The organism is Bacillus sp. TH19 (genome assembly GCF_016651075.1).
Taxonomy (GTDB): Bacteria; Bacillota; Bacilli; order Bacillales; family Bacillaceae_G; genus Bacillus_A; species Bacillus_A mycoides.
Map to the genome: position 1 here is coordinate 808125 of NZ_JAEKEO010000010.1, position 26164 is coordinate 834288.

The following is a 26164-nucleotide window of genomic DNA, read 5'->3' on the forward strand; positions in this document are numbered from 1 at the left end:
AAGGGGATGGAACATATGAAAAACGAAAGAATTGATAAATTGCAGGAAAGCTGGGAATTAGATACGCGCTGGAAAGGGATAACACGTCCATATACAGCTGAAGATGTAATTCGTCTGCGCGGATCGATTGATATTGAACATACGTTAGCGCGCTGCGGTGCAGAGAAGCTTTGGAAATCACTTCATACAGAAGTTTATATTAATGCACTTGGGGCATTAACAGGAAACCAAGCGATGCAACAAGTGAAGGCTGGATTAAAAGCAATTTATTTAAGTGGTTGGCAAGTAGCGGCAGATGCGAACCTTTCTGGACATATGTATCCTGACCAAAGCTTATACCCAGCGAACAGTGTGCCAGCTGTTGTAAAACGAATTAACCAAACACTTCAACGTGCTGATCAAATTCAGCATATGGAAGGTAACGGTGATACGGATTATTTCGTCCCAATTGTGGCGGATGCTGAAGCTGGGTTTGGTGGACAGTTAAACGTATTTGAATTAATGAAAGGGATGATTGAAGCGGGTGCATCTGGCGTGCACTTTGAAGACCAATTATCTTCAGAGAAAAAATGCGGGCATTTAGGCGGAAAAGTATTATTACCGACGCAAACAGCGGTGCGTAATTTAATTTCGGCACGTCTTGCTGCGGATGTAATGGGTGTACCAACAATTATCGTCGCAAGAACAGATGCAGATGCGGCAGATTTAATTACGAGCGATATCGATCCAGTTGATCAAGAGTTTATTACAGGCGAAAGAACGCCAGAAGGGTTTTATCATACGAAAGCAGGTCTTGATCAAGCAATTGCACGTGGTTTAGCGTATGCGCCGTATGCAGATCTCGTTTGGTGTGAAACGTCGGAGCCAAATTTAGAAGATGCAAAACGCTTTGCGGACGCAATTCATAAGAAATATCCAGGGAAGCTACTTGCTTACAACTGTTCCCCTTCTTTTAACTGGAAACAAAAATTAGATGAAAAAACGATTGCAAGCTTCCAAAAAGAAATTGCATCGTACGGTTATAAATTCCAGTTCGTAACGCTTGCTGGATTCCATTCATTAAATTACGGCATGTTTGAATTAGCGCGTGGTTATAAAGAGCGCGGCATGGCAGCGTACTCTGAATTACAACAAGCAGAGTTCGCAGCAGAGAAATACGGTTACTCTGCAACGCGCCATCAACGCGAAGTAGGAACAGGATACTTTGATGAAGTAGCACAAGTGATTACAGGCGGTACTTCATCAACGACTGCTCTAAAAGGATCCACAGAAGAAGAACAGTTTACGAAATAAAGGTATAAGTAGGTGCCCCAAAAAATATTTTTGGGGCACTTTTCTTATTTATTATTACGTCGCTGACATTGTTAAACTTTGTCGGAAAGTTGATGTAATTTTATTTGTCGCCGTATTGTGGGACGTTCACTTCTATTTAAAATATCCAATCCAATATAGTGAATATACCAACGATAGCAGTAAAAAGAAGGAATGCGAATAATGATAGACAGCCCCATGTAAATAGTTTGTCTTTCCATGTTTCTTCATAATCATCAATTAGTTCCTCTATCACTTTTTTCTGCAATGGCTGTAAGGGACGTTCGGTGTGTAGTCCTGTAATAATGTTACGATCTCCTTTGAATTTTAAAGCACGTACAATATGATAAGAGTCGTTTCCCATCGATTTTTCAAATTGTAGACATGCCGCGTGCATAACATCTGTTTTCTCTTTTTCAAGATACCAATACCGTCCAGCCATTTCTGGGTATTGTAATGTAAAGTAAATGTCACCGAGTTTTTTCCTAAGTGCTAATTCATTCGGATAAGTAGTGATTAATCCGTGTAATCTATCTCTTGCTTTTCCAAGGTTGTTATTTTCAATATCTTTTTCAATTCTCTTTAATGTTTTTTTAGGGATTATTTCTGTCATACACGCCTCCTTATTAGAATAGGTATGGTTATATTTTATAAGAAATACTAAAATTTAGAAATTTTATTTTTAAAAAGATTGTACATTCTATTTTAAGTGTGTTATGATAATACCAGTTGAATAATTAAATTAAGCAATCCATATATTATCAAATGCCGAAAACAAACGGGAAAAAGTATGTGAGAACTAGTTTATGTTTCGAATTTGATAATGTGTGGATTCTTTTTTTATACATGAAGACTAAATAAAATGTATTTTCGTAGGAGGAAATAATTATGACAGTTACAGGACAAGTAAAATGGTTTAACAACGAAAAAGGCTTCGGTTTCATCGAAGTTCCAGGCGAAAACGATGTATTCGTACATTTCTCTGCAATCGAAACTGATGGTTTCAAATCTTTAGAAGAAGGCCAAAAAGTTAGCTTCGAAATCGAAGATGGCAACCGTGGACCTCAAGCTAAAAACGTAATCAAACTATAATTTTATAGTTTATTATAGAAAAAAGGATGGCTTATGCCATCCTTTTTTTGTTGTTGAGATATACGATATTTATATTAGTAATAAAGACAGCCTAAAAAGTACGATTGAAAAAATAAAGGCGTACTCGAAAACTTATGAAAATGATAAAGTGACGGTAATTGATTTGAGGAAGTCTCATTCTCGGTATTTAGATCAAGAACCATATATAATCATAGTACAGGTTGAAAGAGATACAGAGAATCTTGGAAGAAAAAATAGTAGGTTTTTTTGAGGATGAAGAAGAATGAAGGAAATGGCAATCGGTATGTAAAAAGGGCTTTCCGTAAAGGAAGGCCTTTTAGTGTTCTTTCACAGCTTTTTTCTTTTCACGTTTCTTGCATTCTGGACATTTAGATTTACGAAAAGGCTTCGCGAAGAACAGTAAAATAAAAAATAAACCGAATATAATACTCGCTGAATTTTTTACGATAACAATGCTACTATTTTTCATTTGAATTGTTGGATGATCTTGCTTTTCTTCCATGAGAGACCTCCGTATATTTGATTTATATTTTAATTATAGCAAAATTAATTGCTGTAATTATATGAAAAGGGGAATGTGTTAAACATATTACAAATGATATAAATTCTTTTTTCGTATATAGAATCCTCTTTTTATACAGATTATTCTTTTGATATCCATATATTTTTATTAACATATTTGTATTATATTTGATTTATTATAAGTATTTGTAAAGAATAGCAGAATGTAAACCATTTCCTTTTCGTAGGTGCTACTATAAAAGGGAAATGAAGAAGGGAAATTAAATAGCAATTGAAAATTTAAAAAGAGAGGTGAAAAATCTGTTACTAACAAAAGAGCGAGTATAGATAAAAATATTCTTAGCGTGCAAAAACTACATACTCTAAGGATATACATTTGCCTATATTTGTAGTAGCAGACAGTAGACTATGGAAAGTAAAGTAGAACGTTATGTCGAAAACTATGTTGTAAGCAAAAATACAATGGCCTTACTTCCTGTTGTTCTAGGAGAAAAGAAAGTTGTTACGCGAATTGTAGAAATGGAAGATTCTTTTTTCGTATTTCAAAAGCCTCTTGATATTATAGAGAGAAGTTGCCGGAAGCATGGTTCTAGTTTCTTTGGAAGAAAAGAAGGAACGAAGGAGTTAACTCGTATTACACATAAAGCTCCTATCGCAATTAGCCCGACAGATCAACTTTATTTTTTCCCTACGTATTCTTATTCTCGAAAAGAGTGTGCGTGGTTATCTCATTTTCATATTGAAGATAATAAAGAATTAAAAGATGGAAATCTTATTATTAGATTTATAAATGGTTTCGCTGTGAAACTAGAAATGTCAAAAAGTAGCTTTGAAAATCAGCAAAATCGTACAGCGAAATTACGGACAGAGTATGAAGATCGTAAGAAAAAACAAGGAAATCCTTGCTTTAAAGAGATTGATAAAAATGAAGAATCTAAATTAACACCAGCATATGAGAAAGTGTATTTTGTGAAGGAAGGCGAAGTGTGAGAGGGAGAGGATGGGGGGACTCATCCTTTTTATTTGTCTGTTTTTGTCGGAAAGTCGATGAAAATCAAATTGTGGTCGATGTATTCAGAAAATCACCAGTGTAATTTCATTTACCGAAAAAATCATCAAAAAATATTGTTCCTCAAACAACCAAACGTACAACAAACCTTGTCGAATATTGAAAGATTATCATAGCATAATAATGAAGGAATTCTAGCGAATGATATGGAAACTTTAATAAATACATCTCCATATGTCGTATCTACCATTTCCTCTTTCATTTAAGCGATGATACAGTAGAGGTAGTAATTAGAGTAAAGGGGTAAAGTGTAGAATGGATTTTCAAACGATCAAAGAGTATTTTTCACCAGAAAATATGGATCATATTGTTGAAAGTTATCGTGCGTTCGGACCGCTTCTCGGTATTGGCTTACCGATGATAGAGGCGCTTATTCCGGCATTGCCACTCATTGTGTTTGTGTTGGCGAATGCTGTTGCATTTGGTTTTTGGTTCGGTTTTCTTTATTCATGGATTGGGTCAGTAATTGGTGCAATGCTTGTATTTTTCATTATTCGTAGCTTTGGAAGAAGTCGTTTCTTTTCTTTTGTAAATAAGCATGAGAGAGTGCGAAAAGCGATGGGATGGATTGAAAGAAAAGGGTTCGCGCCAATCTTTGTTATATTTTGTTTTCCGTTCACACCATCTGCGCTTATAAATGTTGTAGCTGGTTTGTCTCGCATTAGCGTAAAACAGTTTGGACTAGCATTAGCATTTGGAAAGCTTGTTATGATCTTTATTTTAACGTATATCGGTCATGATTTAGTGTCATTTATTCATAAGCCGGTGAAATCGGTTATTGTGGGCGTTGTTATTTTTATTTTATGGTATGTCGGTAAAAAAATTGAAGTAAAGTTAGAACTACATTAGGAAAAGTCTTCTTTGTCCCGCATTAACGGGCAGTAAAACTCCCACCAAAAAATTCGACTGAAGTAAAGAAGTTAGGTGGGAGATCAAACTGCCCGTAAATGCCCGATTGGTTCAACTAATAATCGGTGGGGGATGAACAAAACCCCCACCGATTAAGCTTCACTTTATAAATACAAGCTTCATCATTAAAGGGCGAGGGGAGAAGCGAATGAAGAAAACTTTGAAAAAAGAAGGGCTAGAGTGGGTAAGAACAATTTTAATTGGTGTACTATTAGCTGTATTTTTTCGAACGTTTTTCTTTTCAACGTACGTTGTAGAGGGGAAGTCAATGATGCCGACATTGCAAGATGGAAATATGCTCGTTGTGAATAAGGTGAGTTATCAAGTAGGGGACTTGAATCGATTTGATGTCGTCGTTTTTCATGCGAATAAAAAAGAGGACTATGTAAAGCGAATTATCGGTTTACCTGGGGATCATATCGAATATAAGCATGATAAATTATATATAAACGGACAATTCGTGGATGAACCTTATTTAGAGACGTATAAGAAAGAGACAAATGGACGGCAATTAACAGGCGATTTTAAACTAGAAGAGTTAACGAAAGAAAAGTTTGTACCACCCGGTTCTATTTTTGTAGTTGGTGACAACCGCCTTGGTAGCTGGGATAGTAGGCACTTCGGCTTTGTGAAAGCTGATACAGTTGTCGGTAAAGTTGATTTACGATATTGGCCGATTCAAGAGGTACAAACGAATTTCTCAAAAGGCTGATATAATAAAATGAAGTATAAGGAAAAGACAAACGAGTATGTTTGTCTTTTTTATCGTCCTATAATACAATTGTGATAGCAAACTAACGTTCGTTATGTAAGTGAAAGGTGGGGTTTCATGTCACTTCGATTTGTGATTGGTAGAGCTGGAAGTGGAAAAAGTACACTTTGTTTACACGAAGTGCAAGAAGAGTTAAAACAGCGCCCAAGAGGGAAAACAATATTATATCTTGTGCCAGAACAGATGACATTCCAAACGCAGCAGGCGTTAATTGGGAGCGAAGATGTAAGAGGTTCTATTCGGGCACAAGTTTTTAGTTTTTCGCGATTAGCGTGGAAGGTGCTGCAAGAAGTTGGCGGAGCGAGTCGTCTTCATATTGATGAAGCCGGTGTACATATGTTACTTCGTAAAATTGTAGAATCTCGTAAAGATGGATTATCGGTGTTTCAAAAAGCAGCGGAGCAAAACGGTTTTTTTGAACATCTTGGTAGTATGATTGCGGAGTTTAAACGTTATAATGTGACGCCATCTAACGTATATGAAATGTGGCAACAATTAGATGCGCATAGTAGTAGTGCAGAGCAAAAGCTGCTAGCGAATAAAGTGTATGATTTACAGTTATTATATGATGATTTCGAACGTGCTTTAATCGGAAAATATTTAGATTCAGAAGACTACTTACAATTATTAATTGAGAAGCTTTCAGACTCTGAGTATGTAAAAGGCGCGGAAATTTATATAGATGGATTCCATTCATTTTCCCCTCAAGAGCTAGAAATTGTTAGAGGGTTAATGAAATTAGGAACTAGAGTAACAATAACATTAACGATAGATGAAAAAACGTTAGCGCAGCCAGTGAATGAACTAGATTTATTTTATGAAACGACGTTAACGTATGAAAAAATAAAACAAGTAGCGCGTGAAGAGAAAATAGAAATTGAAAAAACAATTCCGCTGATGGAACAGCCGCGTTTTCATTCGCAAGCATTAGCACATTTAGAAACGCACTACGAAGCACGTCCAAATGAAAAATTTCATGGTGAAGCGAGTGTGACAATCAGTACAGCAGCTAATTTACGAGCTGAAGTAGAAGGTGTAGCCCGTGAAATTAGAAGACTTGTGGCGGATGAAGACTATCGTTACCGAGATGTCGCAGTCCTTCTTCGTAACGGAGAAAGTTATTACGACGTAATGCGAACGTTATTTACGGATTATAATATCCCGCATTTCATCGATGAAAAACGCCCAATGTCACATCATCCGTTAGTAGAATGCATTCGTTCTGCATTAGAAATTATTAGTGGGAATTGGCGTTATGATGCAGTGTTCCGCTGCGTGAAAACAGAGCTTTTATATCCATTAGATGTAAGAAAAGAAGCGATGCGCGAAGAGATGGATGAGTTTGAAAACTACTGTTTAGCGTACGGTGTACAAGGGAAGAGATGGACTTCTGAAGATCCGTGGATGTATCGTCGTTATCGTTCTCTTGATGATGCGAGCGAAATGATAACAGACAGTGAGCGTGAAATGGAAGAGAAAATAAATCGACTTCGCGACGTTGTAAGAACGCCAGTTATTCGTATGCAAAAAAGACTGAAGCGTGCTGGAACAGTTATGCAAATGTGCGAAGCGGTATATTTATTTTTAGAGGAGCTTGACGTTCCGAAAAAACTAGAAGAATTACGTGTTCGTGCAGAAGAAAATGGAGATTTCTTATTTGCGACAGACCATGAGCAAGTATGGGAAGAAGTGATGAATCTTCTTGATACGTTCGTTGAGATGCTTGGCGAAGAGAAGATGTCCCTTTCAATGTTTACGGAGGTTATGTCGACAGGTCTTGAGGCACTTCAATTTGCGAACATTCCGCCGTCACTAGATCAAGTGTTAGTTGCTAACATTGATCATTCTAGGTTATCAGATATTAAAGCGACGTTCATTATTGGAGTAAATGAAGGAGTGATTCCGGCAGCGCCTATGGATGAAGGTATGCTTTCTGATGAGGAAAGAAATGTTCTCACCGCTGCAGGTATCGAATTAGCACCAACGACGAGACAAACTTTATTAGAAGAACAGTTCGTTATGTATCAAATGGTGACGAGAGCATCTGAGAAGTTATACATTTCCTGTCCGCTTGCGGATGAAGAAGGAAAGACGTTACTTGCTTCTAGTTTTATTAAAAAAATAAAAAGAATGTTCCCTGATGTGAAAGAATCGTTTATTACGAATGATGTAAATGACTTATCGCGTTCGGAACAAATCTCATATGTAGCAACGCCAGAAGTAACGTTGTCTTATGTCATGCAGCAACTGCAAACGTGGAAGCGATATGGATTTGAAGGGAATTTAGACTTTTGGTGGGACGTATATAACTTCTACGTTACTTCAGATGAATGGAAGCAAAAAAGTAGCCGTGTGTTATCAAGTTTATTCTACCGAAATCGTGCACAGAAACTAAGTACAGATGTAAGTAGGGATTTATATGGAGATACAATTAAGGGAAGCGTTTCTCGTATGGAACTATTTAATCGCTGTGCGTACGCTCATTTTGCTCAGCACGGTTTATCGCTAAGAGAGCGTGATATTTTCAAACTTGATGCGCCAGATATCGGTGAATTATTCCATGCAGCGCTGAAGAGAATTGCAGACAAGTTATTACGTGAAAATCGGACTTGGGCGGATTTATCAATAAAAGAGTGTGAACACCTTTCTGCTTTAGTAATAGAAGAAATTGCACCGTTATTACAAAGACAAATTTTATTAAGTTCGAACCGTCATTTCTATTTAAAGCAAAAACTACAACAAATCATTTTCCGTACGTCACTTATTCTTCGTGAACATGCGAAGTCGAGTGGATTTGTACCAGTTGATTTAGAAGTACCGTTCGGTATGGGCGGGACTGGATCTCTTCCGCCAATGGAATTTGCGTTGCCAAATGGTGTGAAGATGGAAGTAGTTGGCCGTATTGACCGTGTTGATAAGGCGGAAGATGAGAGTGGTACGTTCCTTCGTATTATTGATTATAAATCAAGTTCGAAAGCGTTAGATTTAACAGAAGTGTATTACGGACTCGCACTTCAAATGTTAACGTATTTAGATGTTGTTACTTCAAATGCACATACGTGGATGAAAAAGGGCAGTACTGCATCACCGGCGGGTGTATTGTATTTCCATATTCATAACCCGATTGTTGAGATGAAAGGCGATGCATCTGAAGAAGAAATTGAGAAAGAAATTTTAAAGAAATTTAAAATGAAAGGTCTCGTACTAGGAGATGCTGACGTTGTGCGTTTAATGGATAATAAACTTTCAACAGGAAGCTCTGATATTATTTCTGCTGGTCTGAAAAAAGATGGTAGTTTTAGTGCGCGTTCTAGCATTGCAAGTGAACAAGAGTTTAACGTACTTCAAAAATATGTACACCACTCGTTTGAAAATATCGGAAAAGACATTACAGAAGGTGTTATCGATATTGCTCCTTACAAAAAGGGGAATAAAGCGGCATGTACGTTCTGTAACTTCAAATCTGTTTGTCAATTTGATGAATCACTTGAAGATAACCAATTCCGTACGTTAAAAGATATGAAAGATAGCGAAGCGATGGAGAAAATTAGAGAGGAGGTTGGCGGAGAATGATAGAAAATTGGCCTCAGAAACCAGAAGGTAGTCAATGGACAGATGACCAGTGGAAAGCGGTTGTAGCGAACGGACGTGATATTTTAGTCGCAGCGGCAGCTGGATCAGGGAAAACAGCGGTATTAGTTGAACGTATTATTAAAAAGATTATAAGTGAGGAAAATCCAGTCGATATCGACCGCCTGCTCGTTGTAACATTTACGAATGCAGCAGCGCAAGAAATGAAAAATCGAATTGGGGAAGCGTTAGAAAAAGTATTAATTGATGGGCCAGGTTCACAGCATATAAGAAAGCAGCTTAGCTTATTAAATAAAGCTTCCATTTCAACAATTCATTCATTTTGTTTACAAGTTATTAGAGGATATTATTACATGCTTGATGTCGATCCTCGTTTTCGTATTGCGAACCAAACGGAAAATGAGTTATTAAAAGAAGAAGTGCTAGATGACATATTAGAAGAAGAATATGGAATCGAAGATAATAGTATTTTCTTTGAACTAGTTGATCGTTATACGAGTGACCGTAGTGACGATGACTTACAACGAATGATTTTAGCGCTTCATACAGAATCAAGAGCGCATCCAAACCCGGAGAAGTGGCTTGATAAATTAGTAGAAGCATACGACGTTGAAGGAAAGACGATTGAAGATTTAGTGTACGCTTCTTACTTATTAGAAGATGTGAAGTTTCAGCTTGAAACAGCGGAAAAGCATATTCGTAAGGCGACTGAACTCGCAATGCTTCCTGATGGTCCAGCGCCTCGCGTTGAAACTTTACAAGCGGATTTAGCTTTACTTGGAACGTTATCCTCAGCAGCGAGTGGATCGTGGACAAGCGTTTATGAAGCGATGCAAAATGTATCGTGGCAAACGTTAAAGCGTATTAAAAAAAGTGATTACAACGAAGATGTTGTAAAACAAGTAGATTCTCTTCGTAATAAAGCGAAAGATGAAGTGAAGAAATTACAAGAAGAGCTATTTAGCCGCAGACCCGAAAGTTTCTTACGAGATTTTCAAGATATGCATCCTGTATTAGAAAAACTCGTGAAGCTTGTAAAAGTATTTACAGAGCGTTTCCAAGCGATTAAGCGAGATAAAGGAATGGTCGATTTCACAGATTTAGAGCATTTCTGTTTGCAAATTTTAAGCGAGCAAAGTGAAGGCGGTGAAATGAAGCCGTCAGCAGTAGCACTTCAATATCGTAATAAATTTGCTGAAGTTCTAGTTGATGAATATCAAGATACGAACTTCGTACAGGAATCAATTATTAAATTCGTAACGAAAGATTCTGAGAGTGAAGGAAACTTGTTCATGGTTGGTGACGTAAAACAGTCGATTTACCGTTTCCGACTAGCAGAGCCTGGTTTATTCTTAGGAAAATATAAACGTTTCACACAAGAAGGATCGGGCGGCGGAATGAAGATTGACTTAGCGAAAAACTTCCGTAGCCGTCATGAAGTGCTAGCAGGTACGAACTTTATTTTCAAACAAATTATGGGCGAAGAAGTCGGCGAAATCGATTATGATGCTGACGCTGAATTAAAGCTAGGTGCTAGCTATCCAGAAGGTGAAGATGTAGCGGCAGAGCTATTATGTATTCAGCAAACTGAGGAAGAAGTGCAAGACGGTGAAGAAGGTGCCGAAGTAGAAAAAGCGCAGCTTGAAGCTCGTCTTATGGCGCAGCGTATTAAAGCAATGGTCGATTCAGGCTATGCAGTGTATGATCGTAAAACTGATAGTATGCGCCCAGTGCAATATCGTGATTTCGTTATTTTACTTCGCTCCATGCCATGGGCGCCACAAATTATGGAAGAGTTAAAACTACAAGGAATTCCGGTATATGCTGACCTTGCGACTGGTTACTTTGAAGCGACAGAAGTAAATATTATGATGAACGTATTCCGCGTCATTGATAACCCGATGCAAGATATTCCGCTTGCAGCTGTACTTCGTTCACCGATCGTTGGACTAAATGACGAAGAACTTGCGACGCTTCGTGCTCATGGAAAGAAAGGCTCGTTTTATGAAGTGATGAGCTCATTCTTAAAGGGAGCGCCGCTTGAAGAAGAACAAGAACTGCATGATAAATTAGAGTGGTTTTATAACTTACTGCAAGGGTGGCGTGAATTTGCGCGACAACAATCACTTTCCGATTTAATTTGGAAAGTGTACGGTGAGACAGGCTATTACGACTTTGTCGGCGGTTTACCAGCCGGAAAGCAAAGGCAGGCAAACTTACGCGTACTATATGACCGTGCAAGACAATATGAAGCAACATCGTTTAGAGGATTATTCCGCTTCTTGCGCTTTATTGAGCGTATTTTAGAACGCGGAGATGATATGGGAACGGCGAGAGCCCTCGGAGAACAAGAAGATGTTGTTCGCATTATGACGATTCATAAAAGTAAAGGGTTAGAGTTCCCAGTCGTATTTGTAGCTGGACTTGGTCGCCGTTTTAATACACAAGATTTAATGAAGCGTTTCTTACTTCATAAAGATTTCGGTTTCGGTTCACAATTTATCGATCCTCGTAAACGAATTAAATATACGACATTATCGCAACTAGCGATTAAGCGTAAAATGAAGATGGAATTAATTGCGGAAGAAATGCGCGTACTATACGTAGCATTAACACGTGCAAAAGAGAAGTTGATTTTAATTGGAACAGTTAAAGATGCAAGTAAAGAAATGGAAAAATGGCTCGATGCAAGAGAGCATAGTGAATGGTTATTACCAGACCATATTCGTGCCGGAGCGTCTTGCTACTTAGACTGGATTGCACCTTCCTTATATAGACACCGTGATAGTGAAATGCTTCTTGAATTAGGACAAGGAAATATTTCAGGCGAAATTTATGAATATAGTGCTAGCTGGAAAGTAGAAGTTGTTGAAGGAAAAGATTTACTTGCACCAGAACCAGTTCAAGAAGAGAAACAAGAGTTATTAGAAGCGCTTCGCGATAAAAAAGCTGTTCCGTTAGAAAGTGAACGGAAAGAAGAAGTGTACGACAGATTGATGTGGGAATACGGGTATGCGTCCGCGACATCTCACCGTGCGAAACAGTCTGTTACAGAAATAAAGAGAAATTATCAATCTGAAGAAGGTAGCGATAACGCCTTTATTAAAAAACTTCGTGCACCAATTAAAACACGTCCGCGCTTTATGGAGAAAAAAGGGCTAACATACGCAGAGCGAGGGACAGCAGTCCATGCCGTTATGCAGCATGTAGATTTGAAGAAACCAATTACGATTGAAGTTCTTCAAGAACAAATTGCAAGAATGGTAAATAAAGAACTATTAACATTTGAACAAGCTGAAGAAATAGCGATTGAAAAGGTAATTTCATTCTTTGACAGTGACTTAGGTAAAAGGGTATTAGCAGCAAAAAGTGTTGAGCGCGAAGTACCATTTACGATGATGCTTTCAGCAGAAGAAGCGTATCAAGATTGGCAAGGGAAGAAAGGCGAATCAATACTTGTCCAAGGGGTTATCGACTGCATGATCGAAGAGGAAGACGGAATTACTTTAATCGACTTTAAAACAGATACGATTGAAGGAAAGTTCCCAGGCGGATTTGATCAAGCGAAACCAATTTTAGAAGACCGATACAAAGTACAGCTTTCACTATATGCAAAAGCACTCGAGAAAAGCTTAAAACATCCTGTGAAAGAGAAATGTTTATATTTCTTTGATGGAAATCATGTTGTAAATATTGACGAATAGAGCTTAGAAAGGGGTTATGGATTATGGCGACGTTAAGAACTTGTGATCAAGGACACGAGTACTACAAAAGTAGCGATTGTCCAACTTGCCCAACCTGTGAGAAAGAGAGAAAGCCAAAAGAAGGCTTTCTTTCTCTTCTTTCAGCACCAGCAAGGCGAGCGTTAGAGCACCATGGAATAACGACTGAAGCAGAACTTTCAAAGTATAGTGAAAAAGAAATTTTGAAACTGCACGGTATAGGACCAGCATCTTTACCTAAATTGAGAGCGGCTTTAGAAGATAAGGGATTATCATTTAAATAAAAAAACTAATCATTAGCGGGGAGTAGCATCTTCATTAATGATTAGTTTTTATAATCGGTATTAATTAGCTAGATAAACGCGTATAACGAAATCCCATTTTGAAAATCGTAAATCGATGGACAAAACGCTTTAAAAGATGGAGTTATGAAGTATAGAGAACTTGATAAAGAAGATAAGCGAATTGATTATAATATTGAGGAAGGAAGTGCAACACGATGGATTTTGAAACAGTAATGCAAGAGCTTGAAACTCTCAGCAAGGAACGAACTAAAAAAATATACATATCCAATGGTGCAAAGGAGCCACTTTTTGGAGTAGCTACAGGTGCTATGAAACCAATCGCGAAGAAAATAAAAATCAATCAAAGTTTAGCTGAAGAGCTTTATGCTACAGGTAACTATGATGCGATGTACTTTGCAGGCATTATTGCAAATCCAAAAACTATGAACGAATCGGATTTTGATCGTTGGATGGATGGGGCGTACTTTTATATGTTGTCCGATTATGTGGTGGCAGTAACTTTATCTGAATCAGATTTTGCACAAGACGTTGCTGATAAATGGATTGCAAGTGGTGACGAACTAAGGATGTCCGCGGGCTGGAGTTGCTACTGCTGGCTTTTAGGGAATCGAAAAGACCATGAATTTTCCGAAAGTAAGATTACCAATATGCTAGAAGTTGTGAAAAATACAATTCACGATGCGCCAGAACGAACGAAATCCGCTATGAATAATTTTCTAAACACTGTGGGGATTTCATATGTGCCGCTACATGAAAAGGCAGTTGAAACTGCAAAGGAAGTAGGCATAGTGGAGCTAAAACGGGACAACAAAAAAAGCAGTTTTCTAAATGCTTACGAAAGTATTCATAAAGAACTTGATAGAGGAAGACTCGGGTTCAAACGTAAATATGTAAGATGTTAAAATTAAAAGAAACAGCCCTAGCTCTACACAAAATAGAGCTAAAGCTGTTTCTTTTTTACGCTGTTCCAATTTGATCTTGGTCTGCAACGTCCGAATCAAATGTATTTGTTGCGCTAACGCCGCTAAAAGTGTTGACGACAAATCCGACATTGGAAGCCCCGGATCCGTTATAAGCTTTCGTATTTTCTTTCGGAGACACGTTATAAAAATCTCCTAAGTTGAAAGAGCCGTTACTGTTTTGAACGACAAGATTTCCTACAACCGAAGGCATACCATCCACCTACTTTACTAAGCTTTTTAATTACTATATGAATTATTTAGAGGAAGGTTCATCAGTAATAAATTGGCGGATTTGTAGCGTGCGAGAATTATTAAAAACATAGTCAACATTGCCGATTTGGAAGCACGCGGAATTTAAAAGCGTTCGCAAGTGAACATCATTTACTTCAATAAAAGGGCACTCATTTACAATATTTAGTTTTACATCTGTTGTTCGCTTTGGAATTGTAATGTACTCATCTGTAAAGATTTCAAACGCATCAAAACGACCTTCACCTTTTATATAACAAGGGATTTCTCGATGAACGATAAGCGCTCTATTTTTTAATTCTATTTGATTAGCATCCCCGGCCTGGAAGACAGCTGCAACCCCCATAGAAATGATAGAAACATTTTGTACAACTGAAGTATGACGGAGCATAATTTTTCCTCTCCTCAACCTGGAGTCGGAGGGACATCTGTTACTAATGGTACAAATGGTCCCTCTGTAACGGATTCGAATGGCGTATCAAGAATAGAAGAAAGGATGAGAAGGTTAGCATCTCCAATTAAAAATAATGCGGAAGAAGAAACCCCGGTCATTTTAATCTGCCCTACTTTTAACTCGCGGTTCACAACATTTAAATTCATACATACTTACTCCTTTCGGAAATTACCCGGTATGTGTTGAATAAAGGAAAGGAACGCCTTGTCAATATCTTGTTTCATCGCTTGAATAATGACGTCTCGTAAATAATCGGGATCTGAGGAAATACCCTCATACGATTGAACTTGTGATAAATAATATGGAAGTCTATGTTCCATCTGTTTTTTTATGTCATCCACCATCATTTGTCGATACATCTCATCAAGCGGCGTTCTCTCTTCTTGTTCAAAATGGAGAATTCGACTATATGCTTCTTCATCTAAATAGCGATGCATTTCTTGAAGGATACCTTGATAAAAATCTGGATTTGTTTCTGTTTCAGGATTTACTTTTAATGTTTCTGTATCCACTTGAAAATCTTCAATTTGTTGCCCTTTTGTTGAAAATGGATTCAAGCCAATATTTAAAGTGCCGTTTAAATTTTCTACTTTTAATTGATCGAATTTATATTCCACTTTTCCTATAGAAGAGGAGGGACGACTTTTTAACTCATTAAGCTCTTCTTGTAGTAGGCGAACTTGCTCTTCAAGATTTAGAATAGTTTGCTGCTGTATTTGGAGAGCTTGTTGAAGTTGGTGTAGGTAAGTATATATATCTTGATTCATTTGTGAAACCTCCTTTTCAATAGGGAGGGGAAATATATTCCTGCTATATATTTATGACAAGGATACCTTAAGAAGAACTAGTTGATGGTTTGATGGAAATAATTTGTCCTTTCGCCTGTAATGGACGAAGAGGTTCTGTAAATCCGCCAGAATTTGAGAATTTAGAAAGAGCTTTAATACTACCTGCAGTTCCAATTTGAAAAACGGAAGAGGTCGTAATGCTATCGATTTTAATGCTGTTAATGATGATACTTTGGTTCACATAAAAATTCAATGCAATCGCCCCCTTTAGTTCGAACCAATTATTGCTTGATCAATTACATCTGAATCATTGACGGTCGTTGAGCTTTGATAATTGTAGACAGAGACGTTATCCCCAACATTAAATGAACCGGCTCCGGCAAAAGCGCGTGAATAACTAATAGGCCTAATCGCAAATACATCTCCAATATGAAAAATACCACTTGATCCAATGTTAACGATACGAATATGTCCGACCATAGCTGGCATACAAAACACCTTTCGTTTTTAAAATTTTCTTTTCTACTATTGTATGGGCGTTTTCAATAAAATGTGTATTTTTTCGAAATAAAAGAAACACATACGTTATTGCGTATGTGTTTCGAACATTTGAGTATGTGTGCAATCTGTATGTATAGGCCAAACAACATTTAAGAGCCTGTCCAATTCCTGGCTACAATCTACTGTTTTTTGAGAAGTCATTCCGTAGCGTTCAGCAAAATAGATCATTTTTTCGCGTTTTTTTTCGATAGCTTGCTCAAACATTGAAATCGGCTCCATCTCTCAATAAATTTTATGTATATATGTAGTACATATTATACAAAAATCCCATAAAAAAGAAACATCTTCGCTAAAAAAAGTATAATTTCTACATTTTATGTCAAATAACGGATGAGGAACAAATGTAAGAATGGTTGAGTATTGTAAAAATTAGCGTGTGTAAGAAGGTTTTTTTCTTAAGGATGCGAATACAATTATAGGGTATGAGTTTTAGGATGGAGAGTGGAAATGTTGCGTTTTGTAACGGCGAAGAAAGAAGAAAAAGTATTTGTAGGTATTGTGGATGAAGAGGAAGAAAAGGTATTACATTTAAGAGAAGCGCAAAGACAAAAAGGGGAAAAGGTTACTATCCCAATTACCATGTTAGAGTGTATTGAAAGAGGAAGCGAATGTCTTGAGAAAGTGTACGATATTGTAAATTGGGCGAAGGAAAATGCGGGATCGGCGTATTATCCGTTAGCAGAGGTGAAAATATTAGCACCGATTCCAAGGCCGAGAAAAAATATTCTTTGTGTTGGAAAGAACTATCGTGAGCATGCGGTAGAAATGGGCGGAGTAGAGTCTATCCCTGAAAATATAATGATTTTTACAAAGGCGCCAACAACAGTGATTGGAATTGATGAGCAAATTAATGGTCACCCTCACGCGACGAATGAACTTGATTACGAAGGTGAACTAGCAATCGTTATCGGTAAGCGAGGGAAACAAATAAAAATAGAAAAAGCTCTTGATCATGTTTTTGGATATACAGTTATAAATGATGTAACTGCTCGGGATATTCAAAGAAAACATAAACAATTTTTCCTAGGGAAAAGTTTCGATACATTTTGTCCGATGGGACCGTATTTAATTCATAAATCGATGGTTAGAACGCCGAATGCATTACACATTGAAACAGTGGTAAATGGAGAAGTAAGGCAAACTTCAAATACGAGAGAAATGATTTTTTCAGTAGAAGAAATTATTTCAACTATAAGTAAAGGCATGACATTAGAGCCAGGAGATATCATTGCAACAGGGACACCAGCTGGTGTTGGTAAAGGTTTTACACCACCGAAGTTTTTACATGCTGGTGATGAAGTTGTTATTACAGTAGAGGGAATTGGTACGCTTAGAAATATTGTGAAATGAAAAAAGAGCTATCTTGTGAAAAGATAGCTCTTTTCTATGGACGTGGATTAACGGAGTAATCTATGATGGCGAAAATATACAATCCGATTAATGCTAAAGTACAAATTCCAATTAGCATAACTGCAAGTGCGCTTCTCTCACGGCCAAAACCGATAATTGTAAGGAAAACAGCAGCCCAAAATGATGTTTTGAGTAGTGTGAATGTATTAGGAGTTGAATAATGACTGAGTAAAGTTGTAGATAATATGAAGCCGATGAATGTCATAGAAATAAAAGTTGTAGCTAAATTATTAATGTGTTTACCGTATTTCAATAGCATACAGTTACCCCCTTTTTAACGAAAACAGAATATTCAATTTTATTTTACGATAAACTACTAAAAAAGAAAGAGGTTGTCCTATATTTAGGACAACCTCACTATGATTAAGATAGTACAGCTTTAATTTTTTGGAACGCCCACTCTAAATCTTCTTCAGAGATTACTAGAGGTGGTGCAATACGAATTACGTTTTCGTGTGTTTCTTTACATAATAGACCAGCTGCTTTTAGTTGTTCACAGTAAGGACGAGCTGGCTCGTTTAATTCGATACCGATGAATAAACCTTTACCGCGAATGTCAGTAATCATTGGATTATCAATTTCTTTTAATTGCCCAACTAGTTTTTCTCCTAATTGAAGAGAACGCTCTGTTAATTTTTCTTCTTCTAATACTTCAAGAGCTGCAATAGAAACAGCACATGCAAGTGGGTTACCACCGAATGTAGAACCGTGAGAACCTGGCTCGAATACACCTAAAATGTCGCTGTTTGCTGCAACACAAGAGATTGGGAATACGCCGCCGCCAAGTGCTTTACCAAGTATGTACATGTCAGGAGTTACATTGTCCCAGTCGCAAGCAAATACTTTACCCGTACGGCCTAAGCCTGTTTGGATTTCATCTGCTACGAATAAAACGTTTTCTTTTTTACATACTTCAAAAGCTTCTTGTAAGAAACCAGCTGGTGGAATGTTAATTCCTGCTTCACCTTGGATTGGCTCTAAAATGAATGCAGCTGTATTTGGTGTAATCGCAGCTTTTAACGCTTCTAAATCACCATAAGGAATTACAATAATGCCAGGAAGCATTGGACCGAAGCCGCGCTTGTACTCTTCGTTTGATGACATAGAAACAGCACCCATTGTACGTCCGTGGAAGTTATCTTCACAAACGATGATTTCTGCACGGTTTGCTTCTACCTTTTTCACATCATAAGCCCAGCGACGAGCTGTTTTAATTGCAGTTTCAACAGCCTCTGCACCTGTATTCATAGGAAGTACCATATTTTTATTTGTTAGTTTCGCAACTTTTTCGTACCAAGGACCTAATTGATCGCTATGGAAAGCACGAGAAGTTAACGTCACTCGATTAGCTTGGTCAATTAAAGCGTTAATGATTTTTGGATGACGATGACCTTGGTTTACTGCAGAATATGCACTTAATAAGTCCATATAGCGGTTTCCTTCAGGATCTTCTACCCAAACGCCTTCTGCTTTAGAAATAACGATTGGAAGTGGATGGTAGTTATTTGCCCCGTATGTGTCTGTAAGTTCGATAATATCCTTAGTTTGAATCATGATTGTTCCCCCTTTTGTTATTACAAGAAGTTTGTAAATACTCTAAATATTATAGCATTTAAATATAAAAAAGCGAAACATTTCCTGAAAATATATGAACATGTTATCATATAGAGTGAAAAAGTGTGAAAAAGAGGAGGCAGGGATACGATGGTACATATGCATATTACAGCATGGGCGTTAGGATTAATTTTATTCTTCGTTGCGTATTCACTTTATTCAGCAGGAAGAAAAGGTAAAGGTGTACATATGGGGCTTCGCCTTATGTATATCATCATTATTGTGACAGGTTTCATGTTGTACATGAGTATTGTGAAGACGGCAACAGGTAGCATGCACATGTGGTACGGCATGAAAATGCTAGCTGGTATATTAGTAATCGCTGGAATGGAAATGGTTCTTGTGAAAATGAGCAAAAACAAACCAACAGGGGCGGTTTGGGGCTTATTTATTGTCGCGCTAGTAGCGGTATTATACTTAGGACTAAAATTACCGCTTGGCTGGTACGTATTCAAATAAAAATAAAACCACCTTATGATCTCAAATATTTGGGAGATAAGGTGGTTTTTATTTTATGTCGCATCAATATGCAACTCTTCTCCGTTTACTTTCGTAAATCGCAAAATATTTTTATTAGAGGAAGAGTGGCGTACAAAATGATGCTGCAATGTACAAATCATCTCTTCATTATCAAATAAAAGAATATTTACTCCTTCGCATGCTTCCTCTTTTGGCAAGAAGGATAAATAATTATGACAATACATGCAATCATATAAAGAGTAATGAAGCGATTGTAATGCCTCAGTTAATAATGTAAAGACAGAGTCAGGTAATTCCTCAAGCCATTCATTATAGCTAAGAAGTAATTTTTTTCGAATTCGTATCATTTCCCCGTTTTGGAGAGAATGTTGTTCATTTGCAATTTGTAATATGTCTTGTTCATAAAAACGAGCTGGTAGCCAATTGTTGTTATATAAAATTTCAAAACCATCTTCAGCAATATCTTCTAATAGAAAAGCCTCATCATTTTCATCATCAAAGAATACCCATTCTTTGTTTATATATTCTACATTACCGACTGTATGAGCGCGCGGTTGGTTATACAAAATGTGTTTGCGTTGTATCATAGTTCATTTCTCCTTTTATAGAAATAGTTATTCTTGTTATGGACAGTTCGTACGTTCTTTATAACTAGACACACCTAAAGATAGATGGGCATACAATAAAACACGCTTTACACTGTGAAACTGCTATTCCATATGTGGATAGTTAGTTATCGTCAAGTTTGTTGTTTTTATGTATCCGCACTCATAGGGTGGGGATTACTGCACGTTCAGAAACAGATATTAGATTAGGAAGGATGATTCTTATGTGCGGGATTACAGGATGGGTGGATTATAAACGCTCATTAGAAGGGGAAAGGGACATCGTGACAAAGATGGCGGAAACGCTAGCGAAACGCGGTCCAGATGATAATAAAGTTTGGATTAAAGGGAACGTCGCATTTGGGCATAAACGGTTAATCGTTGTAGATCCTGAAGGTGGTAAACAACCCATGACTTGTTTAAAAGACGAAACGAGTTATGCGATTTGCTATAACGGAGAGCTCTACAATACAGAAGATATTCGCAAAGAGTTATTAAGAAGAGGTTATACATTTAAAGGGCATTCCGATACAGAAGTACTATTGGCATCTTATATTGAATGGAAAGAAGAATGTGTCGATCATTTAAACGGTATATATGCGTTTGCAGTATGGGATGAGAAAAATGAACGAGTCTTTATTGCCAGAGATCGATTAGGTGTAAAACCGCTTTTTTATAAATATGATAGCGGACGATTATTATTTGGTTCAGAGTTAAAAGCGATACTAGCGCATCCGGATGTGAAGGCGGAAGTAACGTTAGAAGGGTTGTCAGAAATATTTGGCCTCGGACCATCTAGAACGCCTGGTCACGGTGTATATGCTGGTATTCAAGAACTGCGTCCGGGTCATGCAATGACGTTCTCAAAAGACGGTTTATGCATATGGAGATATTGGAATGTAGAAAGTAAAAAACATGAAGATTCATTTGAAGAAACAGTAGAGAAAACTCGTTTTTTATTACAAGATGCGATTACGAGACAATTAGTTTCTGACGTACCACTATGCACTTTTTTATCAGGAGGTGTAGATTCAAGTGCTATCACAGCAATTGCCGCGAAAGAGTATGAAAGATCAGGGAAAGGTCAATTGCACACGTATTCTGTTGACTATGAAGATAACGACAAATATTTTAAAGCGAATGCGTTTCAGCCGAATTCAGATGCACCATTTATTAATTTAATGACAGAGACATTTCAAACAATTCATCATCGCTGCGTCATTTCTAATGAACAACTAGCACAGTATTTAACAGAAGCAGTACTCGTTCGCGATTTGCCTGGTATGGCAGATATTGATTCTTCATTATTATGGTTTTGCCGTGAAATAAAACAAGATTTTGTCGTCGGTTTATCTGGAGAATGTGCAGATGAAATATTCGGCGGTTATCCGTGGTTTTATAGAGAAGATGATTTACAATCAAGTGCATTTCCGTGGATGCGTTCTACAGAAGCGCGTGAACAACTTCTGAAGAAAGAATGGAGAAATAAATTAAATTTACAACAATATGTACAACAACGCTATGAAGAATCCATTCAAGAAGTTCCTATTTTAGAGGGAGAAAGCCCATTAGAAGCGAAGAGACGACAATTATTTTATTTAAACATGGTATGGTTTATGACAACATTATTAGACAGAAAAGACCGTATGAGTATGGGGGCAAGCTTAGAAGTACGCGTTCCATTTGCGGACCACCGACTTGTCGAATATGCGTGGAATATTCCTTGGGAAATGAAAATGTATAAAAACCGCGAAAAAGGTCTATTGCGTAAGGCTTTAGAAGGATTACTTCCAAATGATATATTGTATAGAAAGAAAAGTCCGTATCCGAAAACGCATAACCCGCACTATACGAAAGCAGTCACAGTATGGCTCCAAGATTTATTAGCGGATAAAGGCTCAATTTTGCATGAATTGTTCGATAAGGAGCAATTGAGCGGATTGATCCAGTCTGGTGGCAGTGCATTTCAAAAACCATGGTTTGGTCAATTAATGACTGGGCCGCAGCTTTTAGCTCATTTAGCGCAAATTCATGTTTGGTTTAAAGAGTATGGGGTAAATATTAAGGAATAGGGAAAGAGCGGCTTATATTTATGTGAGCCGCTCTTTTTCTTAAATAAATTGTCATATAAAATTCGAAATCATATTAGAAACAATACTTATTTAGAATTATTATTTTGACGTACTTATTATTGTTTGTTATAATTGGAAACAAATGTTCTTGAAAAGGATTCTCATTTCCAAAATTGAGGTGCTATATAGATGACGAAGAAGAAAATAGGTTTGCTTGTAATGGCATATGGAACGCCGGAGTCATTAGATGATGTATACTCGCATTCGTCACGGGCGTAAGCCGTCTGAAGAAGCGCTCCAAAATTTAATCGGACGGTATAAAGCAATTGGTGGAATTTCACCGCTTGGGAAAATAATGAAAGAGCAGGCGCATAAATTAACAGATTCAATGAATAAAATGTTTACAGAGTATGAATTTGTTTGTTACTTAGGTTTAAAACACATTGCTCGATTTAGGAGTTTTATATGACACCGATTATGAATGTAAAGTTGTAACTGATGAATTAAATGCCGCATATTTTAGACTAAATATGCCCAATTCACAATCTGTATTTATTGATTGTTTAGCTGAAATTGTTTCCAAAAAAATGAAGGAAATAGTTGACAAGGATTTAATTTTGAATAATAATTAGTTTATAATAATTTTAAATAAATAATAATTACTATGAAAGAAAGAGGAGGATCACCCTTGATGAATCCAAATAAGCGCTTAACAACAAACCAAGGTGCTCCAGTTGGAGATAACCAAAACTCTCGTACAGCTGGTCGCCGTGGACCGGTATTGTTAGAAGACTATCATTTAGTAGAAAAACTTGCTCACTTTGATCGTGAACGTATTCCTGAGCGTGTTGTGCATGCACGTGGTGCAGGTGCTCACGGTGTATTCGTAACGAAAAACAGCATGAAGCAATATACGAAAGCAGCGTTTTTACAAAATGAAGGAACTGAAACACCTGTATTCGTTCGTTTCTCAACGGTTATTCATGGTCAAGGTTCTCCAGAGACAGCTCGTGATCCGCGTGGGTTCGCTGTTAAATTTTATACAGAAGAAGGAAACTACGATATCGTAGGTAACCACTTACCAGTTTTCTTCATTCGTGACGCAATTAAATTCCCTGACATGGTGCATTCTTTAAAGCCAGCACCTGATACAAATGTTCAAACGCCAGATCGTTACTGGGATTTCATGACGTTAACTCCAGAATCTACACATATGATGACATGGGTATTTTCTGATTATGGTACACCGGCAAACTACCGTGAAATGGAAGGTTTCGGCGTACATTCATTTAAATGGATTAATGCAGAAGGTAAAATCGTTTACATTAAATATCATTGGAAGCCACAGCAAGGTGTGCGTAACTTAAGTGCAAAAGAAGTCGAGCAAGTACAAGGTAAAGACTTCAATCATGCAACTCGTGATTTATTCGATGCAATCGAAAAAGGAAACTATCCGAAATGGGATTTACACGTACAAGTAATGCAACTAGATGAAACGGATTCTTTAGATTTCGATCCACTAGATCCGACGAAAGTATGGCCGGAAGATCGCTTCCCATTAATTGAAGTAGGGACAATGACGTTAAATCGTAACCCGAAAAACTTCTTTGCGGAAGTAGAACAAGCGGCGTTTACTCCAAGTGCAACTGTAAATGGTATTGAACCATCTGAAGATAAATTATTACAAGGTCGTTTATTCTCTTACCCAGATACGCAGCGTTATCGCCTTGGTGCAAACTATTTACAAATTCCTGTAAACTGCCCATACGCTGCTGTTCGTAATCAACAACGTGATGGTGCGATGCAAGTGGATCAAAACCCATCTACAATAAACTACGAACCGAGCCGTCATACTGAAAATCCAGTTGAAGATCCAACTTACCGCGATTCAACTATGAAAGTAGAAGGCTACGTATCTCGTGAAAAAATTGAAAAACCAAATGACTTCAAACAAGCGGGTGAGCGTTACCGTTCATTCTCTAAAGAAGAGCAAGATAACTTAATTGCGAACTTAACAAACGACTTAAAAGGCGTAAATGAGCAAACGAAATTACTAGCTATTTGCAACTTCTTCCGCGCAGATCATGACTACGGAATGCGTTTAGCAGGGGCGTTAAATGTTGATATTACGCAGTATGTAGGGAATGTTCCGAAGTAAATAGGAAAAGACGACTGTTAAACGGTCGTCTTTTTTGTGTAAAATCATGCAGGGTATTTTGCGTTTTAGCTATGTCGGAATTCGTCGGTAAATCGATATATTTATTTGAATACAGGGTGGGGTATGCTAATCAGTGCGAAAAAAGAGATGCAATCTACTATTAATAGATTGCATCTCTTTTTTAATTTACTCGCTCAGTATACTCATAAGCTTTCTCCCCATGCATCGAAATATCAAGCCCCATTTGTTCTTCGTGCTCATCGACGCGAACAGGAAGGAAGAAGTTAATAGCCTTAATAATGGCGTACGTCATTATGATTGTGAATGCATATGTTGCTCCGATTGCTACAAGTTGTTTGAAAAGGAGAGTGGCGTTTCCGTAAAATAATCCGTTAGCACCATCGCTATTTATAGTAGTAGTAGCAAATAGTCCAGTTGCAATACCGCCCCAAGTTCCTCCAATGCCGTGGCATCCAAATGCATCGAGTGTATCGTCGTATCCGAATTTGTTTTTTAAGAAGAAGACAGCTCCGAAGCATAATATACCGCCGATTGCTCCGATAAGAAGAGCGGAGAAAGGTGTAACGAATCCACAAGCCGGCGTAATTGCGACTAAACCAGAAACAACCCCGGAAGCAGCTCCCATCGCAGTCGGTTTTGATTGGAAGAACCATTCAGAAAGCATCCAAGTTAGAGCTGAGGCAGCGGCGGCTATATTTGTATTAATAAATGCAGTTAAAGCTACGTCATTTAAAGATAATGCACTACCGACGTTGAAACCGAACCAGCCGAACCAGAGTAAGCCTGCGCCTAACATTGTAAATGGTAAATGATGAGGGGAGGTACCGCTTATGTTTTTTCGTTTTCCAAGGAAAATAGCTAATACAAGACCAGCAACGCCAGATGTGATATGAACGACATTACCACCAGCGAAGTCTAACGCGCCGAGTTCTCTCAGCCATCCGCCAACGCCCCATACCCAATGAGCGACAGGATTGTAAACGATTGTTGTCCAAAGAAGGATAAAAATAAGAAAGGCAGAAAATCGCATTCTTTCGGCGAATGCCCCTGAAATTAAAGCGGGAGTTAAAATAGCGAACATGAGTTGGAACATCATAAATAAATTGTGAGGAATAGTAGATGAGTAGTCTGGGTTTGGTGCGTAGGTAACTCCGTTTAGACCGAACCAATCGAGATTGCCAATAAGTCCGTGCCAATCTGGTCCGAATGATAAAGAATAACCGATAACAATCCATTGAATCGAAACGATAGCCATTGCGCTATAACTGTGCATTGTCGTGCTGAGTACGTTTTTACTGCGAACCATACCCCCATAAAAAAGTGCCAATCCTGGTGTCATCAACATGACCATTACTGTCGTTACAAAAATAAAAACTGTATCTCCCGTATTCATTCTCTCTCCTCCTATGATGTTAGAAAAAATAACATCTATATGTTATGTTTCATATCATATTCGAAATAAAAAGAAAAATCAAC

Annotated in this window: 26 protein-coding genes and 3 pseudogenes; 16 read left to right on the plus strand and 13 right to left on the minus strand. The window is 37.7% G+C overall.

Annotation, left to right across the window (positions count from 1 at the left end; genetic code table 11):
• Nucleotides 1-15 precede the first annotated feature (15 nt).
• Entirely contained in the window at nt 16-1293 is a 1278-nt protein-coding gene (gene aceA / locus JFU54_RS21820) for an isocitrate lyase (RefSeq protein ID WP_201066368.1), read from the plus strand.
• 136 nt (nt 1294-1429) lie between these two features.
• Here the strand turns inward: aceA and JFU54_RS21825 are convergent, their stop codons facing one another.
• Entirely contained in the window at nt 1430-1924 is a 495-nt protein-coding gene (locus tag JFU54_RS21825; protein ID WP_002011284.1) for a DUF6584 family protein, read from the minus strand.
• A gap of 275 nt (nt 1925-2199) precedes the next feature.
• Here JFU54_RS21825 and cspA point away from each other — a divergent pair, with 275 nt between their 5' ends.
• Complete coding sequence (gene cspA / locus JFU54_RS21830) at nt 2200-2403, plus strand: RNA chaperone/antiterminator CspA (protein WP_002011282.1); 204 nt, start codon at nt 2200-2202, stop codon at nt 2401-2403.
• A 58-nt stretch (nt 2404-2461) separates the two neighbouring features.
• A pseudogene (locus JFU54_RS29860) lies at nt 2462-2690 on the plus strand (hypothetical protein).
• A 50-nt stretch (nt 2691-2740) separates the two neighbouring features.
• Here the strand turns inward: JFU54_RS29860 and JFU54_RS21835 are convergent.
• Nucleotides 2741-2926, minus strand: a complete 186-nt coding sequence (locus JFU54_RS21835; RefSeq protein ID WP_002011281.1) for a hypothetical protein — start codon at nt 2924-2926, stop codon at nt 2741-2743.
• A gap of 301 nt (nt 2927-3227) precedes the next feature.
• Between JFU54_RS21835 and JFU54_RS21840 the strand changes: the two are divergent.
• The 8 genes and pseudogenes from JFU54_RS21840 to JFU54_RS21875 all read left to right on the plus strand — a co-directional run.
• Nucleotides 3228-3305 (plus strand): annotated as a pseudogene (locus tag JFU54_RS21840) (RNA-guided endonuclease TnpB family protein); the annotation flags it as partial.
• 49 nt (nt 3306-3354) lie between these two features.
• Nucleotides 3355-3936 carry a competence protein ComK gene (locus tag JFU54_RS21845; protein ID WP_002011279.1) on the plus strand — a complete coding sequence of 194 codons (582 nt, stop codon included), beginning with the start codon at nt 3355-3357 and terminating at the stop codon, nt 3934-3936.
• A gap of 334 nt (nt 3937-4270) precedes the next feature.
• Entirely contained in the window at nt 4271-4864 is a 594-nt protein-coding gene (locus tag JFU54_RS21850) for a TVP38/TMEM64 family protein (protein WP_002011278.1), read from the plus strand.
• A 208-nt stretch (nt 4865-5072) separates the two neighbouring features.
• Nucleotides 5073-5636, plus strand: a complete 564-nt coding sequence (gene lepB / locus JFU54_RS21855) for a signal peptidase I (protein ID WP_002011277.1) — start codon at nt 5073-5075, stop codon at nt 5634-5636.
• 117 nt (nt 5637-5753) lie between these two features.
• Nucleotides 5754-9269 carry a helicase-exonuclease AddAB subunit AddB gene (addB, locus tag JFU54_RS21860; protein WP_201066371.1) on the plus strand — a complete coding sequence of 1172 codons (3516 nt, stop codon included), beginning with the start codon at nt 5754-5756 and terminating at the stop codon, nt 9267-9269.
• A complete protein-coding gene (gene addA, locus JFU54_RS21865; protein ID WP_201066373.1) occupies nt 9266-12991 on the plus strand; it encodes a helicase-exonuclease AddAB subunit AddA in 3726 nt (1241 codons plus the stop codon). Before addB ends, addA begins: the two co-directional genes overlap by 4 nt.
• Nucleotides 12992-13014: 23 nt before the next feature.
• On the plus strand, nt 13015-13293 hold the full coding sequence (locus JFU54_RS21870; RefSeq protein WP_002011271.1) for an RNA polymerase alpha subunit C-terminal domain-containing protein: 279 nt from the start codon (nt 13015-13017) through the stop codon (nt 13291-13293).
• A gap of 215 nt (nt 13294-13508) precedes the next feature.
• Nucleotides 13509-14216 carry a DNA alkylation repair protein gene (locus JFU54_RS21875; protein ID WP_201051505.1) on the plus strand — a complete coding sequence of 236 codons (708 nt, stop codon included), beginning with the start codon at nt 13509-13511 and terminating at the stop codon, nt 14214-14216.
• 55 nt (nt 14217-14271) lie between these two features.
• Here the strand turns inward: JFU54_RS21875 and gerPF are convergent, their stop codons facing one another.
• From gerPF to JFU54_RS21910, 7 genes are all read right to left on the minus strand, one after another.
• Nucleotides 14272-14487 (minus strand): spore germination protein GerPF, encoded by a 216-nt coding sequence (gene gerPF, locus JFU54_RS21880; protein WP_001141570.1) that lies wholly within the window; start codon nt 14485-14487, stop codon nt 14272-14274.
• A gap of 42 nt (nt 14488-14529) precedes the next feature.
• Nucleotides 14530-14916, minus strand: coding sequence for a spore germination protein GerPE (locus JFU54_RS21885; protein ID WP_002087037.1), 387 nt, complete (start codon nt 14914-14916; stop codon nt 14530-14532).
• Between the two features lie 14 nt (nt 14917-14930).
• Nucleotides 14931-15125: a spore germination protein GerPD gene (gene gerPD, locus JFU54_RS21890; RefSeq protein WP_002087035.1), complete on the minus strand. Its 195-nt coding sequence runs from the start codon at nt 15123-15125 to the stop codon at nt 14931-14933.
• A 6-nt stretch (nt 15126-15131) separates the two neighbouring features.
• Entirely contained in the window at nt 15132-15746 is a 615-nt protein-coding gene (gene gerPC / locus JFU54_RS21895) for a spore germination protein GerPC (protein ID WP_002087034.1), read from the minus strand.
• 67 nt (nt 15747-15813) lie between these two features.
• The gene (gene gerPB / locus JFU54_RS21900; protein WP_001012506.1) at nt 15814-16020 is read right to left on the minus strand and encodes a spore germination protein GerPB; all 207 of its coding nucleotides are present in this window, start codon (nt 16018-16020) and stop codon (nt 15814-15816) included.
• Between the two features lie 14 nt (nt 16021-16034).
• Nucleotides 16035-16256, minus strand: coding sequence for a spore germination protein GerPA (gene gerPA, locus JFU54_RS21905; RefSeq protein WP_001111190.1), 222 nt, complete (start codon nt 16254-16256; stop codon nt 16035-16037).
• Between the two features lie 96 nt (nt 16257-16352).
• Nucleotides 16353-16532, minus strand: coding sequence for an aspartyl-phosphate phosphatase Spo0E family protein (locus tag JFU54_RS21910; protein WP_002087032.1), 180 nt, complete (start codon nt 16530-16532; stop codon nt 16353-16355).
• Nucleotides 16533-16775: 243 nt separating this feature from the next.
• Here JFU54_RS21910 and JFU54_RS21915 point away from each other — a divergent pair, with 243 nt between their 5' ends.
• Entirely contained in the window at nt 16776-17678 is a 903-nt protein-coding gene (locus JFU54_RS21915) for a fumarylacetoacetate hydrolase family protein (RefSeq protein ID WP_002125896.1), read from the plus strand.
• A 34-nt stretch (nt 17679-17712) separates the two neighbouring features.
• Here JFU54_RS21915 and JFU54_RS21920 read toward each other — a convergent pair whose 3' ends face one another.
• Both JFU54_RS21920 and rocD read right to left on the minus strand, forming a co-directional pair.
• Nucleotides 17713-17997 (minus strand): hypothetical protein, encoded by a 285-nt coding sequence (locus JFU54_RS21920; protein WP_201066375.1) that lies wholly within the window; start codon nt 17995-17997, stop codon nt 17713-17715.
• 104 nt (nt 17998-18101) lie between these two features.
• On the minus strand, nt 18102-19292 hold the full coding sequence (gene rocD / locus JFU54_RS21925; RefSeq protein WP_000616665.1) for an ornithine aminotransferase: 1191 nt from the start codon (nt 19290-19292) through the stop codon (nt 18102-18104).
• A 150-nt stretch (nt 19293-19442) separates the two neighbouring features.
• Between rocD and JFU54_RS21930 the strand changes: the two genes are divergently transcribed.
• Nucleotides 19443-19811 (plus strand): YisL family protein, encoded by a 369-nt coding sequence (locus JFU54_RS21930; protein WP_002011256.1) that lies wholly within the window; start codon nt 19443-19445, stop codon nt 19809-19811.
• Nucleotides 19812-19864: 53 nt separating this feature from the next.
• On the opposite strand, the gene JFU54_RS21935 is transcribed toward JFU54_RS21930, so the two are convergent.
• Nucleotides 19865-20419, minus strand: a complete 555-nt coding sequence (locus JFU54_RS21935) for a DUF2777 domain-containing protein (protein WP_002030292.1) — start codon at nt 20417-20419, stop codon at nt 19865-19867.
• Between the two features lie 242 nt (nt 20420-20661).
• Between JFU54_RS21935 and asnB the strand changes: the two genes are divergently transcribed.
• The 3 genes and pseudogenes from asnB (at nt 20662) to katB (ending at nt 24667) form a co-directional block, all read left to right on the plus strand.
• Nucleotides 20662-22509 (plus strand): asparagine synthase (glutamine-hydrolyzing), encoded by a 1848-nt coding sequence (gene asnB, locus JFU54_RS21940; protein WP_201066382.1) that lies wholly within the window; start codon nt 20662-20664, stop codon nt 22507-22509.
• Between the two features lie 189 nt (nt 22510-22698).
• Nucleotides 22699-23141: pseudogene (locus JFU54_RS21945) on the plus strand (ferrochelatase).
• Between the two features lie 59 nt (nt 23142-23200).
• Nucleotides 23201-24667, plus strand: coding sequence for a catalase KatB (katB, locus tag JFU54_RS21950; protein ID WP_201066384.1), 1467 nt, complete (start codon nt 23201-23203; stop codon nt 24665-24667).
• Between the two features lie 181 nt (nt 24668-24848).
• Here katB and JFU54_RS21955 read toward each other — a convergent pair whose 3' ends face one another.
• Nucleotides 24849-26081: an ammonium transporter gene (locus JFU54_RS21955; protein WP_002011245.1), complete on the minus strand. Its 1233-nt coding sequence runs from the start codon at nt 26079-26081 to the stop codon at nt 24849-24851.
• Nucleotides 26082-26164: the final 83 nt, after the last annotated feature.